General features: G+C 35.5%; 29 protein-coding genes and 1 pseudogene. 11 read left to right on the top strand and 19 right to left on the bottom strand.

The window, feature by feature from the left end:
* Window positions 1–69: 69 nt before the first annotated feature.
* The gene (locus AC0IXC_RS08745) at window positions 70–231 is read left to right on the top strand and encodes a hypothetical protein (RefSeq protein WP_100248390.1); all 162 of its coding nucleotides are present in this window, start codon (window positions 70–72) and stop codon (window positions 229–231) included.
* Window positions 232–271: 40 nt separating this feature from the next.
* Here the strand turns inward: AC0IXC_RS08745 and AC0IXC_RS08740 are convergent, their stop codons facing one another.
* Window positions 272–955 carry a metal-dependent hydrolase gene (locus AC0IXC_RS08740; RefSeq protein WP_193662813.1) on the bottom strand — a complete coding sequence of 228 codons (684 nt, stop codon included), beginning with the start codon at window positions 953–955 and terminating at the stop codon, window positions 272–274.
* A 148-nt stretch (window positions 956–1103) separates the two neighbouring features.
* Between AC0IXC_RS08740 and pepQ the strand changes: the two genes are divergently transcribed.
* Window positions 1104–2201 (top strand): Xaa-Pro dipeptidase, encoded by a 1098-nt coding sequence (pepQ, locus tag AC0IXC_RS08735; RefSeq protein ID WP_002143359.1) that lies wholly within the window; start codon window positions 1104–1106, stop codon window positions 2199–2201.
* Between the two features lie 45 nt (window positions 2202–2246).
* Here the strand turns inward: pepQ and AC0IXC_RS08730 are convergent, their stop codons facing one another.
* The 6 genes and pseudogenes from AC0IXC_RS08730 to AC0IXC_RS08705 all read right to left on the bottom strand — a co-directional run bounded on the left by AC0IXC_RS08730 (window position 2247) and on the right by AC0IXC_RS08705 (window position 4752).
* Entirely contained in the window at window positions 2247–2453 is a 207-nt protein-coding gene (locus AC0IXC_RS08730) for a hypothetical protein (protein ID WP_002088956.1), read from the bottom strand.
* 63 nt (window positions 2454–2516) lie between these two features.
* Window positions 2517–2763, bottom strand: a pseudogene (locus AC0IXC_RS08725) (anti sigma factor C-terminal domain-containing protein); the annotation flags it as partial.
* Between the two features lie 50 nt (window positions 2764–2813).
* Window positions 2814–3158 (bottom strand): DUF6176 family protein, encoded by a 345-nt coding sequence (locus AC0IXC_RS08720; RefSeq protein ID WP_002167581.1) that lies wholly within the window; start codon window positions 3156–3158, stop codon window positions 2814–2816.
* A 3-nt stretch (window positions 3159–3161) separates the two neighbouring features.
* On the bottom strand, window positions 3162–3956 hold the full coding sequence (locus AC0IXC_RS08715; protein ID WP_471652830.1) for a GNAT family N-acetyltransferase: 795 nt from the start codon (window positions 3954–3956) through the stop codon (window positions 3162–3164).
* Window positions 3953–4285 (bottom strand): cupin domain-containing protein, encoded by a 333-nt coding sequence (locus tag AC0IXC_RS08710; RefSeq protein WP_002129379.1) that lies wholly within the window; start codon window positions 4283–4285, stop codon window positions 3953–3955. Before AC0IXC_RS08710 ends, AC0IXC_RS08715 begins: the two co-directional genes overlap by 4 nt.
* Window positions 4286–4329: 44 nt before the next feature.
* Window positions 4330–4752, bottom strand: coding sequence for a hypothetical protein (locus AC0IXC_RS08705; RefSeq protein WP_107887375.1), 423 nt, complete (start codon window positions 4750–4752; stop codon window positions 4330–4332).
* Between the two features lie 131 nt (window positions 4753–4883).
* Between AC0IXC_RS08705 and AC0IXC_RS08700 the strand changes: the two genes are divergently transcribed.
* The gene (locus tag AC0IXC_RS08700; protein WP_133059863.1) at window positions 4884–5147 is read left to right on the top strand and encodes a helix-turn-helix transcriptional regulator; all 264 of its coding nucleotides are present in this window, start codon (window positions 4884–4886) and stop codon (window positions 5145–5147) included.
* A complete protein-coding gene (locus tag AC0IXC_RS08695; protein WP_002138610.1) occupies window positions 5144–5569 on the top strand; it encodes a hypothetical protein in 426 nt (141 codons plus the stop codon). Before AC0IXC_RS08700 ends, AC0IXC_RS08695 begins: the two co-directional genes overlap by 4 nt.
* 51 nt (window positions 5570–5620) lie before the next feature.
* Here AC0IXC_RS08695 and ald read toward each other — a convergent pair whose 3' ends face one another.
* Window positions 5621–6754 carry an alanine dehydrogenase gene (ald, locus tag AC0IXC_RS08690; RefSeq protein WP_088034037.1) on the bottom strand — a complete coding sequence of 378 codons (1134 nt, stop codon included), beginning with the start codon at window positions 6752–6754 and terminating at the stop codon, window positions 5621–5623.
* Between the two features lie 214 nt (window positions 6755–6968).
* Window positions 6969–7760, bottom strand: a complete 792-nt coding sequence (locus tag AC0IXC_RS08685) for an SDR family oxidoreductase (RefSeq protein ID WP_002015530.1) — start codon at window positions 7758–7760, stop codon at window positions 6969–6971.
* Between the two features lie 147 nt (window positions 7761–7907).
* Between AC0IXC_RS08685 and AC0IXC_RS08680 the strand changes: the two genes are divergently transcribed.
* The gene (locus AC0IXC_RS08680) at window positions 7908–8366 is read left to right on the top strand and encodes a universal stress protein (protein WP_001066676.1); all 459 of its coding nucleotides are present in this window, start codon (window positions 7908–7910) and stop codon (window positions 8364–8366) included.
* 41 nt (window positions 8367–8407) lie between these two features.
* Here AC0IXC_RS08680 and AC0IXC_RS08675 read toward each other — a convergent pair whose 3' ends face one another.
* Window positions 8408–9112: a hypothetical protein gene (locus AC0IXC_RS08675; protein WP_326997478.1), complete on the bottom strand. Its 705-nt coding sequence runs from the start codon at window positions 9110–9112 to the stop codon at window positions 8408–8410.
* Between the two features lie 95 nt (window positions 9113–9207).
* Here AC0IXC_RS08675 and AC0IXC_RS08670 point away from each other — a divergent pair, with 95 nt between their 5' ends.
* A complete protein-coding gene (locus tag AC0IXC_RS08670) occupies window positions 9208–9387 on the top strand; it encodes a hypothetical protein (protein ID WP_002034316.1) in 180 nt (59 codons plus the stop codon).
* A gap of 108 nt (window positions 9388–9495) precedes the next feature.
* Here the strand turns inward: AC0IXC_RS08670 and argH are convergent, their stop codons facing one another.
* Both argH and AC0IXC_RS08660 read right to left on the bottom strand, forming a co-directional pair.
* Window positions 9496–10884 (bottom strand): argininosuccinate lyase, encoded by a 1389-nt coding sequence (gene argH / locus AC0IXC_RS08665; protein WP_002143374.1) that lies wholly within the window; start codon window positions 10882–10884, stop codon window positions 9496–9498.
* Window positions 10881–12086 (bottom strand): argininosuccinate synthase, encoded by a 1206-nt coding sequence (locus AC0IXC_RS08660; protein ID WP_002129394.1) that lies wholly within the window; start codon window positions 12084–12086, stop codon window positions 10881–10883. Before AC0IXC_RS08660 ends, argH begins: the two co-directional genes overlap by 4 nt.
* Window positions 12087–12253: 167 nt before the next feature.
* Here AC0IXC_RS08660 and AC0IXC_RS08655 point away from each other — a divergent pair, with 167 nt between their 5' ends.
* On the top strand, window positions 12254–12571 hold the full coding sequence (locus AC0IXC_RS08655) for a hypothetical protein (RefSeq protein ID WP_002034320.1): 318 nt from the start codon (window positions 12254–12256) through the stop codon (window positions 12569–12571).
* Between the two features lie 28 nt (window positions 12572–12599).
* Here AC0IXC_RS08655 and AC0IXC_RS08650 read toward each other — a convergent pair whose 3' ends face one another.
* A complete protein-coding gene (locus AC0IXC_RS08650) occupies window positions 12600–12794 on the bottom strand; it encodes a hypothetical protein (RefSeq protein ID WP_002067549.1) in 195 nt (64 codons plus the stop codon).
* An 855-nt stretch (window positions 12795–13649) separates the two neighbouring features.
* On the opposite strand from AC0IXC_RS08650, the gene AC0IXC_RS08645 reads away from it, so the two are divergent.
* Window positions 13650–14312, top strand: coding sequence for a YitT family protein (locus AC0IXC_RS08645; protein ID WP_002015542.1), 663 nt, complete (start codon window positions 13650–13652; stop codon window positions 14310–14312).
* Window positions 14313–14342: 30 nt separating this feature from the next.
* Here the strand turns inward: AC0IXC_RS08645 and AC0IXC_RS08640 are convergent, their stop codons facing one another.
* Window positions 14343–15176, bottom strand: a complete 834-nt coding sequence (locus AC0IXC_RS08640) for an EcsC family protein (protein WP_016102963.1) — start codon at window positions 15174–15176, stop codon at window positions 14343–14345.
* Window positions 15177–15313: 137 nt separating this feature from the next.
* Between AC0IXC_RS08640 and AC0IXC_RS08635 the strand changes: the two genes are divergently transcribed.
* Window positions 15314–15949: a DUF1796 family putative cysteine peptidase gene (locus tag AC0IXC_RS08635; protein ID WP_215590244.1), complete on the top strand. Its 636-nt coding sequence runs from the start codon at window positions 15314–15316 to the stop codon at window positions 15947–15949.
* Window positions 15950–16020: 71 nt separating this feature from the next.
* Window positions 16021–16455, top strand: coding sequence for an NUDIX hydrolase (locus AC0IXC_RS08630; protein ID WP_215590245.1), 435 nt, complete (start codon window positions 16021–16023; stop codon window positions 16453–16455).
* Window positions 16456–16483: 28 nt separating this feature from the next.
* On the opposite strand, the gene ackA is transcribed toward AC0IXC_RS08630, so the two are convergent.
* The 5 genes from ackA to AC0IXC_RS08605 all read right to left on the bottom strand — a co-directional run bounded on the left by ackA (window position 16484) and on the right by AC0IXC_RS08605 (window position 20856).
* On the bottom strand, window positions 16484–17677 hold the full coding sequence (ackA, locus tag AC0IXC_RS08625) for an acetate kinase (RefSeq protein WP_002015546.1): 1194 nt from the start codon (window positions 17675–17677) through the stop codon (window positions 16484–16486).
* 299 nt (window positions 17678–17976) lie between these two features.
* A complete protein-coding gene (locus AC0IXC_RS08620) occupies window positions 17977–18963 on the bottom strand; it encodes a class I SAM-dependent methyltransferase (protein ID WP_002015548.1) in 987 nt (328 codons plus the stop codon).
* A gap of 211 nt (window positions 18964–19174) precedes the next feature.
* The gene (gene tpx / locus AC0IXC_RS08615) at window positions 19175–19675 is read right to left on the bottom strand and encodes a thiol peroxidase (protein WP_002015549.1); all 501 of its coding nucleotides are present in this window, start codon (window positions 19673–19675) and stop codon (window positions 19175–19177) included.
* 134 nt (window positions 19676–19809) lie between these two features.
* The gene (ytfJ, locus tag AC0IXC_RS08610; protein ID WP_000350005.1) at window positions 19810–20205 is read right to left on the bottom strand and encodes a GerW family sporulation protein; all 396 of its coding nucleotides are present in this window, start codon (window positions 20203–20205) and stop codon (window positions 19810–19812) included.
* Window positions 20206–20217: 12 nt separating this feature from the next.
* On the bottom strand, window positions 20218–20856 hold the full coding sequence (locus AC0IXC_RS08605; protein ID WP_016106347.1) for a DUF2953 domain-containing protein: 639 nt from the start codon (window positions 20854–20856) through the stop codon (window positions 20218–20220).
* Window positions 20857–21060: 204 nt separating this feature from the next.
* Between AC0IXC_RS08605 and AC0IXC_RS08600 the strand changes: the two genes are divergently transcribed.
* On the top strand, window positions 21061–21864 hold the full coding sequence (locus AC0IXC_RS08600) for an NAD kinase (protein WP_002015552.1): 804 nt from the start codon (window positions 21061–21063) through the stop codon (window positions 21862–21864).
* Window positions 21865–22079 lie beyond the last annotated feature (215 nt).

Raw genomic sequence — 22079 nt, 5'->3', positions numbered from 1 at the left:
TCGTTCGATAGTTTGTCCAGACGCTTCAATATACAATTAAGACAAGAAATGAAACAAAGGAGCGAATACATGATGAAAAAATTTTTAGAGGTTGTAGGTGCTGTATTTTTAGCTTTCGTAGATGGGAAAAAAGTTGCAATGGAGTTGAATGAAACACCCGAACAGCCACTTCCAAAAAGAAAAGAATCACCAAAACAAGCGCAAACTTTAAAAACTGTACTACACACATAAAAAACCCTTCACTTGTCATTTCAAATGAAGGGTTTCTTTTTTATAGTGTAATACTTTCTCCAGCTTCTAATACTTTCCCTGTACAATTTTGTAGCTTTTCTACAAATTGATATGGATCTTGTTCAATAACTGGGAACGTATTGTAATGCATCGGTACAACTGTTTTCGCCTCTATCCATTTTGCTGCTAACACAGCATCTTCTGGCCCCATTGTGAAATTATCGCCAATTGGTAAAAATGCTACATCAATATTATTCAGTTCTCCAATTAACTTCATATCAGAGAATAAAGCAGTATCTCCTGCATGATATACCGTTTTCTCCTCTGCTGTAAACAAAATACCAGCTGGCATACCTGTATATGTAATCGTCTTATTTTCTTCATCAATATAACTAGAGCCGTGGAATGCTTGAGTAAATTTCACCTTTCCAAAGTCAAATTCATGTGAACCACCAATATGCATTGGATGTGTATTTACACCTTGCCACCCTAAAAATGTCGCTAATTCAAACGGTGCCACAACGACCGCATTATTGTTCTTTGCTAACGCTACTGTATCCCCAACATGATCACCGTGTCCGTGCGATAAAATAATCGCATCAACTTTTACATCTTCAGCCTTTAAATCTGTTTTCGGATTTCCCGTTAAAAATGGGTCAATTAAAATAACTTTTCCATTCGTTTCAATCTTTACAACTGAATGCCCGTGATACGATACTTTCATCATTACATTCCTCCCTATTCACATTCTCACTTTTTATTCTACATGATTTCTCAATTCCCTGTCTTTTCTAACATCGATTTACTTGTCATAACGCTTTCCTCCGATGTAAAGTTATATTTGTAATTAAATATCTCGGGGGTGCCAATCGATGAATGCTAGATTAGAAAATTTAATGCAATGGCTAAAAGAAAAAAACGTAGAAGCTGCGTTCTTAACTTCTACACCGAACGTCTTCTACATGACAAACTTCCACTGTGAACCACATGAAAGACTACTTGGTATGTTTGTATTCCAAGAAAAAGAGCCTATTTTAATTTGTCCTAAAATGGAAGAAGGCCAAGCACGTAACGCTGGCTGGGCACATGAGATTATCGGATTTACTGATACGGACAGACCATGGGATATGATTGCAAAAGCAATTAAAGATCGTGGTATTGATGCAAATGCAGTTGCAATTGAAAAAGAACATTTAAACGTAGAACGTTACGAAGAATTAACAAAGTTATTCCCAAATGCAGCTTTCAAATCAGCTGAAGAGAAAGTTCGCGAACTTCGCTTAATTAAAGACGAAAAAGAACTTTCTATTTTGCGTGAAGCGGCTAAAATGGCAGATTATGCTGTTGAAGTTGGTGTAAATGCAATTAAAGAAAATCGTAGTGAGCTAGAAGTATTAGCAATTATTGAGCATGAATTAAAAACAAAAGGCATCCATAAAATGTCATTCGATACGATGGTATTAGCAGGCTCAAACTCTGCTCTTCCACACGGTATTCCAGGTGCAAACAAAATGAAACGCGGCGATTTCGTACTATTTGATTTAGGTGTAATCATTGAAGGTTATTGCTCTGATATTACGCGTACAGTAGCATTTGGTGATATTTCTGAAGAACAAACTCGCATTTACAACACTGTACTTGCTGGACAACTACAAGCAGTTGAAGCATGTAAACCAGGCGTTACATTTGGTGCAATTGACAACGCCGCTCGCTCTGTTATCGCAGATGCAGGTTATGGAGACTTCTTCCCACACCGACTTGGTCACGGACTTGGAATTAGCGTACACGAATATCCAGATGTAAAAGAAGGCAATGAGTCTCTATTAAAAGAAGGTATGGTCTTCACAATCGAGCCAGGTATTTACGTACCAAACGTAGGCGGCGTTCGTATTGAAGATGATATTTACATCACAAAAGACGGATCAGAAATCTTAACGAAATTCCCGAAAGAATTACAATTTGTGAAATAATAAAAAAGGTAGCGTGATCGCTACCTTTTTATTAAAGAAGGCCCTTTAAAAAGTGCCTTCTTCTATTTCACTAATATTAATTTGAAATTTCACGATCCAAACTGAGAAAAGGTGGACAAGAAGCGCAAACGCCATACATGCTCCGCTTAAGAAAGTTAGTATAGGATGCGAATACACGTGCCCTAATCCATAGGATATCGCCACGAAAAACATTGTTATGTAAATATAAATTGCTCCATGTATTTGCCTCATATAAACCTCCTTTTCCCATATTATAACATAAATTTTCTGATTATTCACATTAATTAACTGTAATTAATATTTCTCCACTGTTACACCTCTAACAGCCGCTTTAATATATGGCGCTCCTTGTAAATCTTGTAAATCCTCTGTTTTCCCTGTTACGACTACACCGTATATTGGTAGGTCTTTTGGTTTCGTGTTTTTTATTTCTTTATAATATTGTTCAAAATAATCACTTGGTATACCTTCACTATTTTTTTGCTAAAGACTTCATTTGGTACAGAAACTCTTTTGAGTTTATTGTTAAATCGTTTTTCAAAATAAAAAGCACATCTATTTTGATGCGCTTCTCTCCAACATACTATTCTATTATTTCATTACTTCCTTCACAACATCTTGAATCATAACAACTTCTGTTTCCATATCAACAGACGGTGCTTCTTCATCAATACATTCATACCAAAACTCTAAATGTTTTTTATCAATTTCATGATGAGAATTTTCGACAAGAGCCCCGCCTTCTCCTTGCACAGAATACCAATATAAGTACTCTTCTCCATCTCTTATTTCCCGGAAAATTGTCTCTACATACATCTTTTCGTCGTTTAATGTCAAAAGCACTTCTTTCATATTATCATTAAGAAGCTGCATCCATTCATCTACGCGATGACTTTTACCTGGCTTGACTTTGAATCTTGTTAATTCTACGTTCATCTTTTATTCCCCCATTTTCTTGCGGACAAACAAAACATATTCTACTGGATTATGGAAGCTTAATTTACTAGCTAATTTTTGCGAGGGAATATTATCTACATTACAATCCCAGCATGGTGTAATATGATTTTGTATACACTGTTCAATGAAACGTGTTGCGACAGCTTGAGCTAACCCTTTCCCTTGATGTGCTTCATGTGTTGCAATATCAATTTCAGCAAAACCATTCCCTCTAAATATTGAGACGCATTCGGCTACAATCATCCCATCTTGTTCTATACAAAAACCAAAGCCGTTATTTAAAAACACTTCTTTTGATCCCCAATATTCTTTGTAATAATCCTCTGTAAATTCATTACTTCGTTCTATATCACTTTTATCAATACGTTTAATTTCATATGTATTTTTGTTTAATTCTATTCTTCTATCTTCAAAAACTTCTCTTTGAAATTGAAATGTCATTCGTGGGATGTTCCGAAATGCATTACTAAAGTACTCTTCAATCATCATTTCCCACTCTTCACTCGAAGTGAACAGTGTAAATCGTTTCTCTGTTTTTTCAATAGCCATTTTTAAATACGCAAATAAATATTCGTTATAATTTTGATCATCCGTATCACCAAATAAATAATAGATACCATTAGCTGTACGAATTAGTCCTGCTGTTAATTTCTCGTTTGCAAAAACTTCACCATCTATCATTTGATCACATACCGCATGAGCAAAGGTTGTTGTCCTTGTATGACCTTCTAAAATCGAAAGGATTTTTCTATACTGGGCTACAGATATTTTTTTCATAATTGCTCCACTTTAATCGTATCAGCCTCTATATTTTCAAAACAAAGATTTACCGTTCTCTTGAATGCTCTCGTTCTATGGATCGTGCATGCTGGAATTAAGATAGAATCATTTGGCTTTAAAACCGCCGTCTCTCCATCTTCAAAATCGATAAGTAGTTCTCCCTCTAGCACAATAAATAATTCATCCGAATTAGAGTGATAGTGCCAATCATATTCACCAGTAAATACGGCGATTCGTAAGCAATGATTATTTACATTTGAAACGACGAAGTTTTTATGTTGTTCTTGAATGTCCTTTGTTAATTCTAATAAATTTACAGTTTCCATCTTTCGTCCCACCCTTTCATTAGTCGTTCTTCTGAAAAACTAACTTAGTCTCCACCACCTCCGCAATCTCCTCCACCGTCACTTGAGCTGCTACAATCGTTGCTACTGTAATCACCAAATCCGCTTGATGAGCTTGAATCGGATGAAGATTTTTTTCTTCTTTTTCTATCTTTTTTACTTTCATGACTAGGCCACACTTTATCAAATAATATAAAGAATAAGAATCCTTCTACCATAACAAGTGTAACGCCAAAAATACCTTCAATAACATTAGGGGTTATCCCAAAATTTTTAACCATCCCACATAAAAACACGCAAAAAATCACATACAAGAACATACAAATATACCGAAATGTTTTTTCTATCATAATGACTACTTTTTTTGAAAGAGGTATGTTCTGTTCCTGTTTTTTCTTTATATACTTTTGTCTTTTAGCTTGCTTTTTCTTACTCTTTTTGCTCCCCATTGAATCTCCTCTATCGACTTTCATTTTTCATTTAATTCCAAATTATCACAAAAAACAACATCATAACAAGCAATATTTCACGTAAAGTTTTGTTTACTTTTTGTAAAGTTTTATTTACTTATTACCTAAAAATGGATATAATAACTGTAACAAATTTACAAAAAGGAGACTTTGTATATTTGATACAAAATAAAGTAAAACAATTCCGCGTCGTTAGAGACATCACCCAAGAGCAATTAGCTTCCTCTGTTCAAATCACTAGACAATCCCTCATCGCTATCGAGAAGAATAAATACAACCCAAGTTTAGAATTAGCATTGAAATTATGTGAGTTTTTCAACTGTAAAGTAGAAGATTTATTTCAATTAGATAAAACTGGGGAGGAAAAAGAATGAAAAATACTTTTAATCAAGAGTTCATTTCGCATCTTACCATTTTATTGTTAGGTTCAACTTTTCTTTATTTCGATAATAATGATGAAGAAAAGATTAGTTCTGTCCTTCTATTCGCTGGCGTATACATACTCTTAGCCTTAATACTATTCGTAGTGAAACGAATATTCTTTAAGAAAAAAAAGAACGATTCCGAGAAATATCCATTACCTGAAATGGATGAAAGAATCGAGAAGATGAGTTTAAAACTTATGGCACAAATTTTCGGCCTATCTCATTTAATCGGTTCTGCAATACTATTTATTTTATATATCACTGACAAAAATTCGATGATACGAGTTGAGTATGCCTTGTATTACTTGTTCGGCATTCTTTTCTTTACAATGATGTTCGGCTTGAAAATTGTGAAGAAATTAGATAATTAATTTAAACAAAAAGACCCTTCCTACAAAGGAAAGGTCCTTATTTTATTTCTATTATGATAAAGCAGGAGCTTTTTCAAGAAGCTCTTTCGCATCAGCGTATTGTAAGCCGTGAGCTTCCGCAACTGCTTCGAATGTTACATAGCCATCTAATGTGTTAATACCTTTTAATAATGCAGAGTTGCCTAAGCAAGCGTCTTTATAGCCTTTGTTAGCAATTTGTACTGCATATGGTACTGTTACGTTTGTTAATGCAAGCGTTGATGTACGTGGAACCGCACCTGGCATATTTGCAACTGCATAATGAACAACACCATATTTTTCGTAAGTTGGGTTGTCGTGAGTTGTAATACGGTCAGTTGTTTCGAAAATACCACCTTGGTCAATCGCGATATCTACAACAACAGAACCTGGTTCCATTGATTGAATCATTTCTTCTGTTACAAGTTTTGGCGCTTTTGCACCTGGGATTAATACTGCACCGATTACAAGGTCAGATTCTCTTACAGCTTCTGCAATGTTATACGGGTTAGACATTAACGTTTTCACTTGGTTTCCGAAAATGTCATCTAATTGACGAAGACGTTCTGCACTTAAGTCGATGATTGTTACATCTGCACCTAAACCTACTGCAATTTTCGCTGCGTTTGTACCAGCTTGACCACCGCCGATAATTGTTACTTTACCGCGTTTCACCCCTGGAACACCTGCAAGTAAAATACCTTTACCACCTTTGTTTTTCTCAAGGAACTGTGCACCGATTTGCGCAGACATACGACCAGCTACTTCACTCATAGGTGCAAGTAATGGTAAAGAACGATTGTCTAATTGTACTGTTTCGTATGCAATTGATACCACTTTGTTATCAATTAATGCTTTCGTTAATTCTGGCTCTGGAGCTAAGTGTAAGTATGTGAATAAAATTAAACCTTCGCGGAAATAACCGTATTCACTTTCAACTGGCTCTTTTACCTTCATAACCATATCTTGATTCCATGCTTCTTCAGCAGTTTCAACAAGTTTCGCACCAGCTTGTACGTATTCTTCATCTGTAAAGCCTGATCCTACACCTGATCCTTTTTGAACAAAAACTTCATGACCATTTTGTACTAAATGTACAGCTCCCGCTGGCGTCATTGCCACGCGGTTTTCATTGTTTTTAATTTCTGTTGGAATACCGATACGCATTATTAGTTCCCCCTTGAGTTATGAAATGACCCCTGAATCATTTTTTAAAGCGCTTTCTATACTCTTATATTCTAACATAATATCTCAATATTTGACAAAAAATTAATACAAGTTTTCCGATAGATTTAATCTTACATGAAAGGACAGTATTATCCGTACCTCTCAGTATAAAGGATAAACTGTCCAATTATTCGAAACTTCACTTTATTTAATTCTATCGATGTCTATGAATAACATCAACAGCGCCTGTTACTTCAATAATCGTGCCAGTAATCATATCAGAATCGTCCTCACATAAAAACGAAATGGTTCTTGCGATATCTTCCCCTGTTCCAGATCTACCAATTGGTGTGTTACTACCTTTCAGATTTCGTGCTTCTTCAATCGTTGCCTCTTTCATTTCACCAATTATATCACCAGGACATACCATATTCGCAGTAATACCGTATTCAGCTTCTTCGTATGCGACTGTTTTCGTTAAAGAAACAAGTCCGACTTTCGCAGCTGCAAAGGCTGAACGATAAATCCATCCAGGCGCGCTATCTGCCCCTTGAAATCCATAGTTAATAATACGACCAAATTGCTGGTTTCTCATAATCGGTACGACAAGTTTTAATAAATGAAACACCGCTGTTAAATTACCCTGGATCATTTCATTCCATTCGTCTTCTTCGTAATCGACTAATTTTTTCCTTTCAAATACGTAAGGACCAGCATTATTAATTAAGAAGTCAATTTTGCCAAAACGGCTCATCGCTTCTTCTACTATTTTATGTAAATCTTCCTTTTTCGTGACATCAGCTTGCACGAACTGTAGACGTTCTTCCATATTTTTATATGTTTCTTTCATTGTTTCCATAGCACTTGTATCGCTATGATATGTTACTGTTACGGAATATCCTTTATCCAATAACTTTTCTGTTACTTGCTTTCCTAAACCTTTCGTACCGGCTGTAATGAGCGCGTGTCTCACAAACATGCCTCCTTTTAAATTGCTATACTCCATATGTAACAAGTTCTAGCTTCAATTACAACTAAAATGAATTAAGGCAAAGTTTTCAAAATTCTGTAACGTTTCCGACAAGCACATTACCAAAATTTGTTTTATAATAAAGTTGTAAACGGTAATAAAAATGATTGGGAGGAATTTACTATGAATAATACATATACAAATATTTTAATTGCGGTGGACGGTTCTAAAGAAGCAGAAAAAGCCTTTAAAAAAGCAATTCAAGTTGCAAAACGAAACAACGCAACATTAACAATTGCTCATATCGTTGATGTAAAAGCATACTCAGCAGTAGAGGCTTATAGCCGCGCAATTGCTGAACGTGCAAATCTATTTGCAGAAGACTTATTAGAAGACTACAAAAAAACTGCGCTTGAAGCTGGTCTTGAAAAAGTGGAAACTGTATTAGAATTTGGTAATCCTAAATCTAAAATTTCAAAAGAAATCGCTCCAAACCATAAAGTGGATTTAATTATGTGTGGTGCAACTGGTTTAAATGCTGTAGAACGTTTCCTAATTGGTAGCGTCTCTGAACATATTATTCGCTATGCGAAATGCGATGTCCTTGTTGTTCGTGGTGATGAGGAGCAAGGTGATCTTTAATTTATAAATAAAACACCAAGTCCACATAGGCTTGGTGTTTTTCATTTCACATACTTCACTATAAATACGAGACAAGCCACAACAACAACTGCAACTGCCAACACATACGGCGGAAGGAATTTCAAAGACCATAGCGCCATCATTATCGTCGCAACAGTTAAGTACGTTTGCTTTGCATCTTCTGTCATTTTTTTACGAAGTAAGAAAACATACACATAACCGATTGGCGGCGTAATGAAGCAAAGAACATATATAATTTTTGATTTTAAATACCACTTTTGTTCGCCAAGTTTCTTTATGTCTTCTTCTATTCTCTTACTCTCTTGTTCTCTCACTTCTTCTTCAATCGGATCTTCCTCTACTCCTCGCCTTTCTTTCATATAAGGAAGAAAATGCATAAAAAAATAACATGCAAATACAATTGCCCAAAATTCAATATCCAATCTTTCTAGTGGAATATGCTCACTAAAAAATGCAGCAGCAATCACTAAAGAAAAACAATACGTTGTCATCCAAAATGAACGTTTTCTCTTTTTCCGTTCTATTTCTTTTTTATCTTTTACTTCTTGTACTTTCTTTTTTCTAGAAAGCCATACAGAAATACAGCAATCTACTACAAATAAAGTAAAGATAAATATTGCTATATGTATTGTTTCCACATTCTCAAATGAAAATATTTTTGGGAATGCAGCGTGTAATACAATTAGCGTATACAAAATTAACCCTACAAAATAAATACGTCTCATTTTCCATTCCTTTCTTATTTCCTAACATTACATTAACATACATTTTTTAGAAATAGACGGACAAAATATATGTGTTTAGAAAAGGAGGATGCTACATGGATGATTATGAACGTATTATTTTAGATGTGAACGGTACAGAACTCGAAATGTTAAATACGATTCGCGAGCATTTTAAAGAAAAACATGGTGTTGAACTAAGTCACGGTGCATTGCTTCGAGATTTAATGGATATTGAATACATTCGGATTACGGAAGATCGACACAAGTATGATTAATCAATGAAGCTTTAGGCCTAGAACATATTGTTCTAGGCCTAATTAAATCCATACAAAAAGGTAAGGTACTTTCTAAAAAAGCACCTTACCTTCTATATCATATATCATTTAACTTCCAACAAACTCTATTGCTAACCCCTTCGCCTTCTCCAAAGCCTTTTCAATCTGCTCAAATCCTGTCCCGCCAGCACTGTTACGACGCTTTACAGCTGCATAAGGTGAAAGAACTTCATATAAATCTTCTTCAAATAACGGACTCATTTCTTTATACGTTTCAAGTGGTACATCTAATAAATAGATTCCTTTTTGCGTACAATGAAGAACTAGTTTCCCGACAATTTCATGAGCTTGACGGAACGGCAGTCCCTTGCTTGCTAAATAGTCGGCAATTTCTGTTGCGTTAGAGAAGTCTTGCGTCACAGCTTGCCCCATTTTTTCTTTGTTTACCGTCATCGTTTCAAGCATGCCTGCCATAATATGAAGGCATCCTTCTACTGTTTTCACTGTATCAAACATTCCTTCTTTATCTTCTTGTAAGTCTTTATTGTAAGCGAGCGGCAATCCTTTCATTACTGTAAGTAAACTGAATAAATTACCGTATACTCTGCCAGTTTTACCACGAATAAGTTCCGCCATATCCGGATTTTTCTTCTGCGGCATAATACTGCTTCCTGTTGCGTATTGATCGCTCATTTCAATAAATTGAAATTCTTGACTACTCCATAAAATAAGTTCTTCGCAAAAGCGTGATAAGTGCATCATAAGCATAGATGAGTTACTTAAAAACTCCAGTATGAAATCACGATCACTTACCGCATCTAAACTATTTTCATAGATTCCATTAAATCCAAGAAGCTCCGCACTATATTCTCGGTCAATCGGGAATGTTGTACCAGCTAGTGCTCCTGCTCCTAATGGTGAAATGTTAATACGCTTTAACGAATCTTCATAACGATTCACATCGCGCTCTAACATCCAAAAATAAGCAAGAATATGATGCGCAAATGAAATCGGCTGTGCACGTTGCAAGTGCGTATAGCCGGGCATAATTGTTTCGATGTTATTTTCCGCTTGATGAACAAGAACAGTTTGCAATTGTTTTGTAGCTTTTATAATATCTTCTACTTTTTCTTTTAAATACAAATGCATATCTGTCGCTACTTGATCGTTACGGCTTCGGCCTGTATGAAGTTTCCCTCCTACTTCACCGATTCTTTCAATTAACATCTTTTCAATATTTAAATGAATGTCCTCAGCCTCGACTGAGAAATTCAATTTATTTTGTTTCGCTTCCTCTAGTAAATATTGAAGCCCAATCTTTATTTTCTCTGCTTCTTCTTTCGTAACAATGCCTTGCTTTGCTAACATCGTTACGTGTGCGATACTCCCTTTTATATCTTGATTTACTAATTGTTGATCAAAGGAGATGGATGCTCCAAACTCTTCAACCCACGCTTCCGCTTCTTCTGTAAAACGTCCGCCCCAAAGTTTGCTCACGCTTCCACCTTCTTTTGATTCACTTGGCTGTATACTTTCGTAGGTAAACCGAATAATGAAATGAATCCAACTGCTGCATCATGATTAAATTCATCCTGGGCAGTATACGTTGCTAATTTTTCATCGTATAAAGAGTACTCAGATTTACGCCCTTCTACAATCGCATGACCTTTAAATAATTTCACACGCACTGTACCTGTTACATTTTTTTGCGTTTCTTGTAAGAAAGCATTGAGTGCTTGTTTTAAAGGTGAGAACCATAAACCGTTATAAATTAATTCTGTTAGTTTTTGCTCAATCATCGGTTTGAAATGAGCAACCTCTTTCACAAGTGTTAAATCTTCAAGTTCTTTATGCGCTGTTATTAATGTCATTGCTGCTGGGCATTCATATACTTCACGAGATTTAATACCGACAAGGCGATTTTCTACATGGTCGATACGTCCCACGCCATGTTTGCCAGCAAGTGCATTTAACGTTTTAATTAGTTCTGAAAGTGAATATGCAGTGCCGTTTAAAGTCGTCGGTACTCCTGCTTCAAATCCGATTTCTACAAACTCTGGTTTATTCGGTGTATCTTCTAATGCTAATGTCATCTCGTATGCTTCTTCTGGCGGCGCTGCCCATGGATCTTCTAAAATTCCACATTCGTTGCTACGTCCCCATAAGTTTTGATCGATTGAAAACGGGCTATCTAAATTAATTGGAATCGGTATATCGTTTTCTTTTGCATATGCAATTTCTTCTTCACGTGACCATTTCCATTCACGTACAGGCGCAATAACTTCTAAATATGGATTCAACGCTTGAATAGAAACTTCAAAACGAACTTGGTCATTCCCTTTTCCTGTACATCCATGCGCAACTGCACTTGCACCTTCCTGCTCTGCAATTTCTACTAATTTTTTTGCAATAAGCGGACGAGATAATGCAGAGACAAGAGGATATTTCCCTTCGTATAACGTGTGAGCTTGCATCGCTATCAATGCATATTCATTCGCATATTCTTCTTGAACATCAATCATATATGATTTAATTGCACCTACTGAAAGTGCTTTTTCTTTTACAAACGCTAAGTCTTTACCTTCCCCTAGATCTAAGCAAAGCGCGATAATATCATAATTCTTCTCTTGTAACCATTTAATTGCAACGGAAGTATCAAGACCTCCGGAATATGCTAATACAACTTTTTTCTTCTCCATTTTGCATCCCCCTAAAGAATAAATATTCATCTTTTCTTATAATAATCCAAACTTTATCACCTTTCATAAAATGAATCAAGGGGAATTTATAAAATTTTTTCAAACAATTTCGTCGAACTTCTTTCTTTTTTTATGTAAAATAGAGGAAGGAAAATGGAGGGGTGTCTATGAAAAAGTATTTTATATACAATGAACATCTAGGAATTGAAGTACCGAACATACAAAAAAAATGGGAAGACATCTCTGAACAAGCGCAGCATTCTATTTTATTAAAATGGGAGCAAGTTCGCGGAAAAATACCTGATCGCATAAAGGAACTTGAGCACCATATTAACGCTAAACAACACCACTTAAATAACGAAGAAGACTTCGAAATTTCTTGCAGGCTAAATTCAGAAATTGCCGATCTTGCTTCAATTATTAACGATCTTTGGCTTTGGTATCGTCTAACCCAAAACGTATCTGAGGGAAAAGCACACCAATGAAAAAAGCATGCCCCTCAATTAATTCGGGTCATGCTTTTTTGTCGTAACACGATTTACAATATATTTCTTGTGCTGTTTTCGCCAAACACACATCAAACGGACCAACTAATATACTTCTTTCTTTTGGCAACTTTACAAAAGCAACTAGCTCTTCTTCATATTGAATCTTTTTCTGACATGAAACACATTTTAATTCTTTTCTTTTAAACATGTCTTTTAGCATATCTCCATTCTCCCCCTCATCTATCTATATTAATATACTCTCATAATAGTTAGAGCTTGTAAAAAAATGACACATTCCGAAACAAATTATTCATATACTATGTACAAAAGGAGGTCTCAAACTTATGCGAGCTTTCATTATTATCGCTTTAACTTTTTTAAGTATCATTAGCTGGGATGCATTTTTTAAAGATAAAAGTGATGAGAATAATACAATTGAATAAAAACCCTTCTTTTCTTACTTATTGGACAAACTTCTAAAAGTTGTCCAGTTCTACGAAATAACTTAGGCTTTTCTACAAAAATATTTAAACATAACATCTTTTGTAGATTCTCTCCGGTTATTGTCGGTTTCCATCCGCATGTATTTTTTGAAAGTATGATATAATAATATAAATCTTGAAGGAAGGGATTTTGATATCATGATCGCTCGAAGGAGCATGTGGCATCGTATTGACGAATCATACACGTAGCGTATTTTTCAGCTCAGATACTTTAGTCTAGCGAAAAAAATACGAGAGTGGGGAAATTATGATTGCCCGAAGGATAATTTGGCAAAAAAAAGACTCTTCTTACACATAGCGTTTTGTTTAGGACTTAATTGTTACTAGCTAAACAAAACAAAGAAGAGCAGGATTGCTAAATGAAGAATCCTACTCCCCGTTTTGTTTAGTCGCTTTAAGACTTAAACTAAAACGAAGGTAGGGAGAATTGATGGACGAGAGGATTATTCGTTATTTCTTCAGCGACATATAGCGTAGTTAGTTTTTTTCGTAAACTAACTGAAAGCTACATGTGAGCTCGTAGTTAGTTTACAACACCAAAGGACTACTAACTACGGAAAGAAGGAATAACGATGAGGAACATCCAAAGTCGACAAATTATTAAAGAAGTTTTTATGGTTTTAATCGGTTCATTTATATTAGCAGCAGCGCTATATCACATTCACTTCCAAAACCACTTAACAGAAGGTGGCTTTGTAGGTATTGCACTATTCATCCAAAATTTTTATGATATTTCACCATCTATTTCAACTGTAGTAATGGATATCCCTATTATTTTACTATGTGCTTCATTTTTAGGTAGAAAAATGGTTGGCTATTCATTCTTAGGTTCACTTTCATTCGGAGTATTTTATTCCCTTATGGAAAATTATTCTCCTTTTACGGTAGATTTATCAAATAATTTATTTGTAGCTGCAGTAGTTGGCGGTGCGTTAGCTGGTATTGGACTCGGTTTTATATTGCGATTTGGCGGTGCAACCGGTGGAGACGATATTTTAACAATTATATTAAGTAAACGAACTCGGTTTACAATTGGGCAAATTTTCTTCGTCTTTGACGCGATTGTTCTTGCGCTTTCATTATATTATTTAAATTGGACAGAAATTGCTTTTACTATTCTTTCGATTGCCGTACAGGCAAAAACATTGGATTTAATTTACTATCCAAAAACAGAAAAGAAAGCAGCAAAGCAACCCGTTTCTATTCCAATATCCAAAAAACATGCGACAAACTAAAAAGCGAAAGGCTTCGGCCTCTCGCTTTTTTCATGCTCTCTTTTCTTTTTCTAATATGTAGCGTACTTGATAAAACTTATTTGCAAATTCAGTAACATTCCTCGTTAAGCGGTAGTTCACTGTAGAGCCAATTGCCATTCCAAGTACAGGAATGCCTTGGAATACTTTACGACGGAGAGCATAAATCGAAAATGTCTTCAAAATTTGTTTTAACACAACCTCAGTAGAAGCTGGCTTTAATACTGCTTCGTCTCCTTCATAGAAGAATGAATCCTCTTGTTCGAGTTCTCTCAGTAAATTGTACCATGCATATTGCTGAAGTCTCGCCGGCAATAATGCTGCATGGAATACCTTTAACGCAAGCATCATTTCATACGGCTTGTTCACATCATGCCCAAATGATGTCGCAACAAGTTGGACAGCCTTCACATTTAACGCAATCATAACCGGAAAATCAGCCGTTAATAATAATAAACCACCAGCACCAGTTGCTCCACCTTGTACGAATGAATATAGACGATGACGTGCTGTTTGCTGCTCTGCTATGTATGTTAATTGATCAATAGATAACGCCTTCAAATCTTCAAGTTGCTCAATTGATTCATCAAATAATCTCGATGTTCCTAAAATACGATTACGTGCATCTAACTGTGATTGTGAACTTTGAATAAGTGCATGCAAATGAAAGAGCCATCCATCTGCTTTTGTAAAAAAGTCTTTTCGTTTTTTCTCAGGTAGTTTTGCAACTGTAGTATGCAACCACTTATCAAACATCTTTTGAAAATCGGTCGCTTCTTGCTCTACTAATTGCCCTTCCCACTCTTTTATATTGTCTAAAATGGCTTGTTCTCGCTTCGATCGCATCACAACAACCACCTCGTTCGATTTTTTCCTATTGTAACATATTTCCGCTTGTTCTTTGCAAATATGCTTGTCTATCTTTATTCACATACCATTTTTTAATGACATAAAATATTAGCAAAAAGGATAAGATGCCTCACATGAATTTATCCAATATAAAACAAAATTATAATGCAGTATTCAGCTTAGGACAAAACTGCTGGCCTGCTTGGGCTTTATATCAATTCGAATTATCACCATTTTTTGGTGTTATCGATTTTATGCTAAGCCCTTCATTAGAAAAAGTGAATTTATTATTACAAAATCGATTTGACCGTTTTTTAGGATTAGAAAATTTGTCTTTCATCTCATTTTGGGATGATGATGCTAAGTTACGACTAAGAGACAATCTTTATGAAATCGACTCCTGCCATGATTTTAAAACCGATGTAAACACACCAACATCCTGGCCTTCTTATACAGAAATTAAGTTAAACTATGAGCATCGAATTAATCGTTTTCTAACTACAATCGAAACGGCAGAATCCACATTGTTTATTCGAACGGGAGGAACATACGAAGAAGCACGTTCCTTGGAACAAATTTTATCTCAAATAGTTAAACATACATTCTCTGTCCTATTACTCATTCCTGAAGATGTACCAACTATCGCCCAAGAAGATTGGGGATTACAAAATATTTGTGTTATAAAATGCCCAGTGATGGATATATACCAGTACAATGAAGCATTTTGGAATGACTTATTTAATGGCATCACAATTCGGCCAAACGCTTAAATACACGTCACCTTTTATCACACCCTGCCTTATAATCATCCTTATACAAAATAAATAAGGAGTGATTATATATGTATCCACGTGCAAAAGCTTTTGGCATTGCTATACATCACGGTCGCCTTCTTGTACAAGAATATCATACAGGCGATGAAACATATTACCGACCTCTTGGCGGATCAATTGAACTTGGTGAAAAATCAGCACATACTGTTATTCGCGAATTTCAAGAAGAGCTTCACACAGAAGTGGAAATCACCAATTATTTAGGCTGCTTAGAAAACATCTTTCATCTAGATGGAGAAATTGGTCATGAAATCATTCAGCTATATTCTTTACGCTTATTAGACATGTCACTATATGAAATGGAAAAAATGAATATACAAGATGAGCAAACCGTATCGTATGCGAAATGGATTCCCATTACAGCTTTCATTCAGAAGGAAAAATTACTATATCCGGATGGAATTTCGAAATATATCCAAAAGAAAAAAGACGAAATCCTATAGGATCTCGTCTTTCTTTTCATATAGTATATTAACCAATATCTCCAAGACGTAGTACGTCACGAGCGATCATAACTTCTTCGTCAGTTGGAATTACGATAATTTTTACTGGAGAGTGCGGGAAGCTGATGAATGCTTCTTCACCGAATACATTATTACGTTTTACGTCGAAGTATACGCCCATGTACTCAAGGCCTTCTAATACGCGCTCACGAATAATTGCACTGTTTTCACCTACACCAGCTGTGAAGATGATTGCGTCTACACCTTTCATACGAGCAGTGTAAGAACCGATGTATTTGTGGATACGGCTTACGAATACATCAAGTGCTACTTTCGCACGGTGGTCGCCTTCTTCTTCTTTCGCAATGATGTCACGTAGGTCACTAGAGTAACCAGTAAGACCTAACATACCACTCTTCTTGTTTAATACGCTAACTACTTCTTCTACAGTTTGGCCTGTTTTTTCCATGATGTATGGAATTAACGCAGGGTCAATGTTACCAGAACGTGTACCCATTGTTACACCAGCAAGTGGAGTGAAGCCCATAGAAGTATCGATAGACTTACCGCCTTCTACTGCTGCGATACTTGCACCGTTACCTAAGTGACAAGAAAGTAGGCTTAAGCTTTCAATTGGACGACCTAATAATTCAGCCGCACGCTCAGTTACATATTTATGAGAAGTTCCGTGGAAACCGTATTTACGGATGCCAAATTTCTCATAGTACTCATATGGTAAGCTGTATAGGAATGCAGATTCCGGCATTGTTTGGTGGAATGCTGTATCGAATACTGCTACTGCTGGTACGTTTGGTAGTACTTCTTGGAATGCTTTAATACCAACAAGGTTTGCTGGGTTGTGAAGTGGTGCTAAATCGCTTAATTCTTCGATATCAGCTAATACTTCAGCATCAATTAAAACAGAATCAGCAAATTTTTCGCCGCCGTGTACAACACGGTGACCGATACCGCCAATCTCATCAAGAGATTTTACGATTCCGTTTTCAGTTAATTTCTTAAGAAGCATGTTAACTGCTACTGCATGATCTGGGATGTTTGTAATTTCTTTTTGTTTTTCGCCATTTACAGTAATTGTGAAGATACTATCTTCTAAACCGATACGTTCTACTAAACCTTTTGTTAATACTGTTTCACTTGGCATTTCAAATAATTGGAACTTTAACGAAGAGCTTCCTGCGTTAATCGCGATGATTTTTGACATCTAGTCTTTCGCCCCTTTTTCTCTTGGTAGTTGTGTGGATCATTCCACAAACCGCTCGATTTTATCTAATTAAATTCGCTAATGATGAAAACGTTTCATCATTAGTAAATTTTATACTCACGATTTTAATTTAAACATCGTCCGACATATATTTCAAGTGAAAAAATTGTAACACCAAGAAAAAAAATATATTACAGATTTCAAAAAAATTCAGTTAAATCTTGTATATATTAAAAAACATTACATATCCTATAAAACTGTACTACATTAATTACTAACCCTGTTACATATATATCGTATTATTTATGTGTTGCAAACCAAGTATTCAATTGATCCATAATGTTCTCCATAGCCTTCATGTTAGAGAATTTAGGTAATTCCACTAGTAGTGCCTGTTTCGGCATTGTTACACCTTGGCCTTTCTTTTGGAGAACAAATATACTTTTTGCATTTTTCTCGTTTTTAAACATGGAAACAGGAAGCTGTAATAATCCTTGAATAAAACATGTCTCTTTAATGAATGCATGTAGCTTTGGCGCTTGATCACTTTCAAAAATGAAGTTTGGTACTAAGAAGAATAAATACCCGCCTTCTTTCGTATGTTTCACACTTTGTTCAATAAATAAGTGATGTGCATATGACATTCCTTCATTTGCTTTTAATGTATATTCACTTGCAACAATTTCATTTGGATAATAACCAATTGGTAAATCTGAAACGACTGCATCAACTGGATCAATATAAAGTGGTGCTAGTCCATCTTGGTGGAAGAATTCGATTGCATGCTTTTGTAAATTTGCATTTACTAAAGCAAGTTTAATTAACACCTCATCCACTTCTACACCAAATCCACTCATTGTTAGTTCTTCTTTGGCGCTATTAAACAATGTAGTCATTAAGTTACCAGTTCCAATTGCAGGGTCTAAAACAGTAATTTCTTTTTGACCTTGCATAAACTTATGGAATAAGTAGCTCATGAACATTCCAACTGCATCTGGCGTCATTTCGTGATTCGCTTGTACGCCCTCTTTCATTCCTTTTAAAATGGCTAGCTGAAATGCTTTACGAATTTCTTCCCCTTTATATGTTTCTTCATTAAACGTACTATATTCACGATTCAACCGTTCAATTGTTGATTCGGATAATTCCTCTTGTAAAATCGCTCCTTCAAACAAGTTATCACCTGTTTCTACAAGCGCCTCTAAATATGTTACATCTAATTCTTTACGTAAAACTACCGTAGAAGAATCAAAAATAGAAAATAATGTTTCTACTGCCTGACTCACGTACATTCCTCCTTCTCTCTTTTACACATAACTTATATCATACCATAATCTAAATTTTTCCCAAAAGAAAAAGCGACCTCTTGCAAAGAGCTCCCCTTCAAGTTGTTTATGATGTAACGTCTTTTCTCATATATTGGTTCAGTTAACAATACATGAGAAAAGACGACCTCTTCTAAAGTAAAACTTTAATGAGAGGTCGTCTTCATTTACATTACTTCGCAGATTTAGCTGCTTCTAATGCTGCTTCATAGTTTGGATGGCTTGTACCTTCGCCTACGTATTCTGCGTAAACTACTTTGTCATTGCTATCTACTACGAATACTGCACGAGCAAGTAAACGAAGTTCTTTCATTACTAAGCCATAAGCTTCACCGAATGAAAGGTCACGGTGATCAGAAAGTGTTACAACATTTTCTAAACCGTTTGCTGCACACCAGCGTTTTTGAGCGAATGGTAAATCAGCGCTAATTGTTAATACTTTCGCGTTTTCAATACCTGCTGCATCTTCGTTAAAACGACGAGTTTGTGCATCACACACACCTGTGTCAATTGAAGGTACAACACTAATTAATTTCACTTCACCTTTGTATGTCTCTAAACTTACTGGAGATAAGTCATTTGCTAATACTTGGAAGTTAGGCGCTTGATCGCCAACTTTAACTTCTGTTCCAACTAAAGTCATTGGGTTACCTTTAAAAGTTACATTTGCCACTTAAAAATCCTCCCTTATTTTAAACAAAATATGTACAATGTAAATGATAGTTTGTCCCTATCAATAATGCAAATAAAATCGCTTTATTTACAAAAAAATAAAGAAGCTAATCCATTGATCAGCTTCTTTATTCGTTAAATTTGAAATTCAGGATCATCTTCTTTTCGTTTATCCATCATTTCTTTCACTTTATCAACAGCTTGTGGCGCTAATTCAATTATTTTATCGATGACGTGTGTTTGCTTATCTAAGTGTAATACTTTCACACCTTCTCCATTTATAACAAGAAAGGCAACAGGATTAATAGAAACTCCTCCACCACTTCCCCCGCCAAATGGATGACGGCCTGAATGTTCTACTTTACCAAATTCACTTCCACCAGCAGCAAATCCAAAACTGACTTTCGAAACTGTAAGAATTACACTTCCATCTGCCGCTTTAATTGGGTCACCAACAATTGTATTTACATCAGTCATTTGTTTTAAATGCTGCATTGCGGTTGTCATTAAACCTTGAATTGGATGGTCCACTTTATATCCCCCCTATGATTGAACTGATTTTTCGTTCGTACCAGATCTTTGTCTTCTCATAAACGTGAGTAATTTGATACCCGTTTTTATAGCACGAAATATACGAAAAGATGCTGTTAACTCACACCTTGATGCAAATCCTTTCCCTTGAAAAACAGGGGTAATTTCAAATTCTGGTACGTCGACAATATGCATATATTGTCCTACAACTCCAGCAGCCATTCCTTTTGTCCCCCATGCATACCCAGTGACAATTCCAGTACTAGCCGCATCGCCTGCTCCAATTTGTGAATGCCACTTCCAACTATTGATTTTCACTCGTTTGAGAAAATCTTTAACAATAGTATGAACTTCTTGAAGCTTTTTTATCAGTTCTCCAATGCTATCAAGTTGTGCCATAATTTTATTATCTATTCCGCCATCTTTCTCAGCTTTTTCGATTTTCTGCCCCGTTTTTTTCTGTTGTTTTTCAATTCTTTCCAATACATCAAACGTATATCGAATCATCCATATTTTCACTTGAAATAAACATTGTTTTTCCATTTCTGAATATAAAAACGTCACCTTAAGCGATATTTTCGATAATAGTATAAGCAAAATAAAAAGTAGAAGAATTATCATTCCAATTACAAGCCATTTCATTCTTACCATCCTTTCACTCCATACCCATTATCGACAAGTTTATTCATCATTAAACAACCTTTGATAAAATTGAATATAAAAATTTTTCTAAAAATAAAAAGGGATTTTGACATTTTATATCGAAATATACTATTTGAGCATATTATTCAGAATAAATTTTGATGATATGCAGCACTAAGACTAGAAAACTTAACTGCAGTGGAGGGATACATAATGGCAAATCGTCGCAATTTATTTTTCTTTTATGGTGATGACAAAGTAACGCTCGTTGAAAAAATGAAACCAGTATATCGTATTTTAGAGGAGAATGGATTTACCATATTAGATCATCCAAAAAATGCAAACGCTATCGTCAGCGTTGGAGATGATGGGACTTTCTTACAAGCCGTTCGTAAAACCGGCTTTAGAGAAGATTGCTTATACGCAGGGATTTCTACGAAAGATGAAATTTCTTTCTACTGCGATTTCCACATCGATCACGTTGATACAGCCCTTCAAGAAATTACAAAAAACGAAATTGAAGTGCGAAAATATCCAACAATTAAAGTAGATGTAGATCACGGTACATCTTTCCATTGTTTAAATGAATTCACATTACGCTCTAGCATCATTAAAACATTTGTCGTAGATGTACACGTCGACAATTTACATTTCGAAACCTTTAGAGGTGATGGATTAGTTATCTCCACACCAACAGGAAGTACCGCTTACAATAAATCATTACATGGTGCAGTTGTCGATCCACTTATCCCATGTTTCCAAGTAAGCGAACTAGCATCTTTAAATAACAACACATACCGTACACTCGGGTCACCGTTCCTTTTAAATCACGAGCGTACGTTAACTTTAACACTTAAACCAGATGGAAATGATTATCCTGTTATCGGAATGGATAACGAAGCACTTAGCATTAAACAAGTGGAAAAAGCCGTTGTTCGTTTAAGCGATAAACAAATTAAAACTGTTAAATTAAAAAACAACTCTTTCTGGGAAAAAGTACAGAGAACGTTTTTATAGTAATCAAAAAACCCTCGAATTATGGGATTTCCATAATTCGAGGGTTTTTTATTTATCAAATGCAACTTGACGCTGTTTCACAAAACATTTTGGAACAGGACAACAGTATATGAAATTATATCAACGATTTTACCCAAAATATCAATTTACCGACATCATCAACCTATCTAAAAAGAGGAAGCAGCACCAAAATGTATTTTCGGAGCCGCTCCCTC

The sequence above is a fragment of the Bacillus sp. AC266 genome, assembly GCF_979253805.1.
The sequence above is the reverse complement of the archived record's forward strand: the minus strand, read 5'-3'. Positions and strand labels throughout refer to the sequence as shown.